Origin of the sequence: Kitasatospora putterlickiae (genome assembly GCF_039527695.1) — a bacterium.
Taxonomy (GTDB): Bacteria; Actinomycetota; Actinomycetes; order Streptomycetales; family Streptomycetaceae; genus Kitasatospora; species Kitasatospora putterlickiae.
Genome location: NZ_BAAAKJ010000198.1, coordinates 21,288 through 25,256, shown reverse-complemented (window position 1 = coordinate 25,256; position 3,969 = coordinate 21,288). Strand labels below are relative to the sequence as shown.

The 3,969-nt window shown below is 72.7% G+C and carries 4 protein-coding genes; all 4 read left to right on the top strand.

What is annotated here, in order from left to right; all coding sequences use genetic code 11:
• The first annotated feature begins 111 nt into the window (after nucleotides 1–111).
• The gene (locus ABD308_RS19880) at nucleotides 112–1,002 is read left to right on the top strand and encodes an ABC transporter substrate-binding protein (RefSeq protein ID WP_344337140.1); all 891 of its coding nucleotides are present in this window, start codon (nucleotides 112–114) and stop codon (nucleotides 1,000–1,002) included.
• Nucleotides 999–2,021 carry an amino acid ABC transporter permease gene (locus ABD308_RS19875; RefSeq protein WP_344337139.1) on the top strand — a complete coding sequence of 341 codons (1,023 nt, stop codon included), beginning with the start codon at nucleotides 999–1,001 and terminating at the stop codon, nucleotides 2,019–2,021. Before ABD308_RS19880 ends, ABD308_RS19875 begins: the two co-directional genes overlap by 4 nt.
• Entirely contained in the window at nucleotides 2,018–2,803 is a 786-nt protein-coding gene (locus tag ABD308_RS19870; protein WP_425554805.1) for an amino acid ABC transporter ATP-binding protein, read from the top strand. Before ABD308_RS19875 ends, ABD308_RS19870 begins: the two co-directional genes overlap by 4 nt.
• The coding region (locus tag ABD308_RS19865; protein ID WP_425554804.1) for an N-acyl-D-amino-acid deacylase family protein at nucleotides 2,803–3,969 on the top strand (1,167 nt) is incomplete at its 3' end. The genes ABD308_RS19870 and ABD308_RS19865, both read left to right, overlap by 1 nt.

Sequence of the window (3,969 nt, the reverse complement as noted above, 5' to 3'; positions counted from 1 at the left end):
GGGGCAGACGTACGTATTTCGTTGGTCAGGGGGCAATAGATTCATCATCTTCCATTCAGCCGGGAGCGGCTGCCAGCATCGGCGGACCGTCACCGCCCGAGGGAGATGCCGATGAACCGCCCCCGTCCCCTGCGTTGTCTGGCCGCGCTGGCGCTGGTGGCCCTGGCCGCCACCGCCTGCGGGCGTTCCGACCAGGGTTCCGCCGCCGCACCGGGTGCGGCCACCGGCGACACCGCCGGGAAGAGCTCGGCCGAACTGCTGCCGGGCGCGTACAAGCAGGCCGGCGTGCTGAGAGTGGCGACCGCCGTAGGGTACCCGCCGATGGAGATGTACAAGCCGGGCACCACCGAGCTGACCGGCGTCGACCCGGACCTCGCCGCGGCGGTCGCGGCGAAGCTCGGGCTGAAGCTGGAGATGACCAACGCCTCGTTCGACGGACTGATCCCCGGCCTCCAGGCCGGCCGGTTCGACCTGGTGATGTCCTCGATGACCGACAGCGAGCAGCGCCGCCAGGCCGTCGACTTCGTCGACTACTTCCGCACCGGCGGGGTCGTCATGACCACCAAGGACAACCCCCAGGGCATCAAGACCCTGGAGGACCTCTGCGGCAAGCAGGTGGTGCTCGCCAAGGGCAGCTCCAACCTGGAGATCGGCGAGCAGCAGAACGCCAAGTGCGCCGAGAAGATGACCATCTCGCAGAGCGAGGACGCGCCGACCGGGCTCCTGCAGCTGGACAGCGGGCGGGCCGTCGCCACCATCGTGGACTACCCGGTGGCGCAGATGTTCGCGCAGAAGAACACCGCCTACCAGGTGCTGCCCGAGCAGTACGGGACCGCGCCGTGGGGCATCGCGGTGGCGAAGAAGGAGAGCGGACTGCGCGACGCGGTGCAGCGGGCGCTCCAGGAGCTGATCGACTCGGGCGAGTACCGCACGGTGCTCGACAAGTACGAGGTCGGCGGCAGCGCCGTCACCAAGGCCACCGTCAACACGGTCGGGCAGTGAGCGCGGTGACGGGCGACGGCATGAGAGGGGCGGCCACGGCGACCGCCCCCGTGGTGAAGGCGGCCGAGGAGGACCTGGCGCTGCGGGTCACCGGGCGCCCCAGGCCCGGGCGGTGGGTGGCCGTGCTGGCGGCCGCGTTCGTGGCGGTCTGGCTGGCGTACACGGTCATCGTCAACCCCAACCTGCACTGGGACGTCATCGCGGAGTACCAGTTCGACGGGGTGATCCTGGACGGCCTCTGGGTCACCGTCCAGCTGACCCTCATCTCGCAGGTGGCCGGCATCGTGATCGGCGTGCTGGCGGCGGTGATGCAGCTGTCCGACAGCCCGGTGCTGCGGGCCACGGCCGGCGCGTACACCTGGTTCTTCCGGGGCACGCCGCTGCTGGTGCAGCTGATCTTCTGGTTCAACCTCGCGCTGCTGTTCCCCGAGATCAGCATCGGCATCCCGTTCGACGGGCCGAAGCTGGTCAGCTGGCAGACGAACGCGCTGATCACCGGCTTCGTCGCGGCGCTGCTGGGCCTGTCGATCAACGAGGGCGCCTACATGTCGGAGATCGTCCGGGCCGGCATCCAGAGCGTCGACCCCGGGCAGCGGGAGGCCGCGGCGGCCCTGGGCATGTCCAACCGGCAGATCCTCGTCCGGGTGGTGCTGCCGCAGGCGATGCGGGTGATCATCCCGCCGTTCGGCAACCAGTTCATCTCGATGCTGAAGACCACCTCGCTGGTCTCGGTCATCGCGGGCGCCGACCTGATGACGGTCTCGCAGCACCTGTACCTGGCGAACTTCGAGGTGATCGCGCTGCTGGTGGTGGCGTCGATCTGGTACCTGGTGCTGACCACCATCGCGAGCGTCGCGCAGCACGCCGTGGAGCGGAAGTTCAGTCCCGGGGCGCGGACGGCGCGCCCGGCGCTCGGAAAGCGGGTGCTGCGCAACCTGCGGCCGGGGGCGCGGAAGGCGGACCTGAGGAAGACGGACGCGAGGAAGACGGACCTGAGGACGAAGGGGGCGGGGAAGTGACGGTGGCGACGGACGAGGTGATCCTCTCGGCGCGCGGGGTGCGGAAGCGGTTCGGCGAGCTGGAGGTGCTGCGCGGGATCGACCTGGAGGTGCGGTGCGGGGAGGTGCTCTGCGTGATCGGGCCCTCCGGCTCCGGCAAGTCCACCCTGCTGCGCTGCTTCAACCACCTGGAGAAGATCGACGCCGGGCGGATCGCCGTCAACGGCGAGCTGATCGGCTACGAGCCGGTCGGCTCCGGCGGGACCACGCTGCGCGAGCGGCGGCCCAAGGACATCCAGCGCCAGCGCGAGCGGATCGGCATGGTGTTCCAGCGGTTCCACCTCTTCCCGCACCGCACCGCGGTGCAGAACGTGATGGAGGGACCGGTCGCCGTCCAGGGCCGCGGCCGGGCCACGGCCGAGCGGCAGGCCCGCGAGCTGCTGGACCGGGTCGGCCTCGCCGACCGCGCCGACCACTACCCCGGCCAGCTCTCCGGCGGCCAGCAGCAGCGGGTCGCGATCGCCCGGGCGCTGGCCATGGAGCCCACCCTGATGCTCTTCGACGAGCCCACCTCCGCGCTCGACCCCGAACTCGTCGGGGAGGTGCTGGGCGTGATGCGCGACCTGGCGCGCAGCGGGATGACGATGATCGTCGTCACCCACGAGATGGGGTTCGCCCGCGAGGTCGCCGACCGGGTCGTCTTCATGGACGAGGGCGCGGTCGTCGAGGCCGGACGCCCGGACGAGGTGTTCACCGCCCCGCGCCACGAGCGCACCCGGGCCTTCCTGGCGACGGTGCTGTGATGGCGGGCGTGGAACTCCTGGTGCGCGGCGGCCTGCTGGTGGACGGCACCGGGGCGCCGGCGCGGCCCGCCGACCTCGCGGTGGCGGGCCGGCGGGTCACCGTGCTGGCCCCCGGCTCCGACGCGGACGGGGCCGGCGGTCGCTCGGTGCCGGTCATCGACGCCACCGGGCTGGTCGTCACCCCCGGGTTCATCGACGTGCACACGCACTCCGACGCGCTGGCCGCCGTCGGGGGGCCGTCCGGGGCGGGCGGTGCCGTCAGGGGGCCGTCCGAGGTGGGCGGCGCCGTCGGGGCGCCGTCCGGGGCGGGCGGCGCCGTGCCCGGGGACACCGCGTGGGACGCCCTGGAGGAGCTGCGGCTCGCCCCGCTCCTCCAGGGCGTGACCACCGAGATCAGCGGCAACTGCGGCAGCAGCCTCTTCCCCTGCCTGCCCGAGCGGCTGCCCGAGCTGGCCGAGCACCTGCGGGTCACCTTCGGCATCGGCCCGGTCCGCCCCGCCGAGGACTTCGCCGCCTTCGCCGCCGCCCAGCGGCCCGAACTGCGGCGCAACCACCTCGCCTCGCTGGTCGGCCACGGCACGCTGCGCGCCGGGGTGATGGGCTTCGCCGACCGGCCGCCCGGCCCGGAGGAGCTGGAGGCCATGTGCGAGCTGCTCGACCGCGCCCTCGCCCAAGGCGCGGCCGGGTTCTCCACCGGCCTGATCTACCCGCCCGGCACCTACGCCGACACCGCGGAGATCGTCGCGCTGGCCCGCGTCGCGGCCCGGCACGGCAAGCCGTACGTCACCCACCTGCGGGACGAGATGTCCCAGGTGGAGAAGGCCCTGGAGGAGGCGCTGGAGATCGCCGCGCGCTCCGGCGCGCCGCTCCAGGTCTCGCACCACAAGACCGCGGGCCGGCACGCCTGGGGCGCCACCCTGCGCACCCTCCCCCGGCTCGAACAGGCCCGGGCGGACGGCCTCGACGTCCTGTGCGACGTCTACCCCTATACGGCGGGCAGTACGGTGCTGCACGCGATGCTGCCGCCGTGGGCCAGCGAAGGCGGGATCGGCGCGCTGCTGGAGCGGCTGCGCCGGACCGAGACGCGCGAGCGGATCCGGGCGGACATCGCGGGCGGGGTGGACGGCTGGGAGAACACCGTCGGCAACGGCGGCTGGGACCTCATC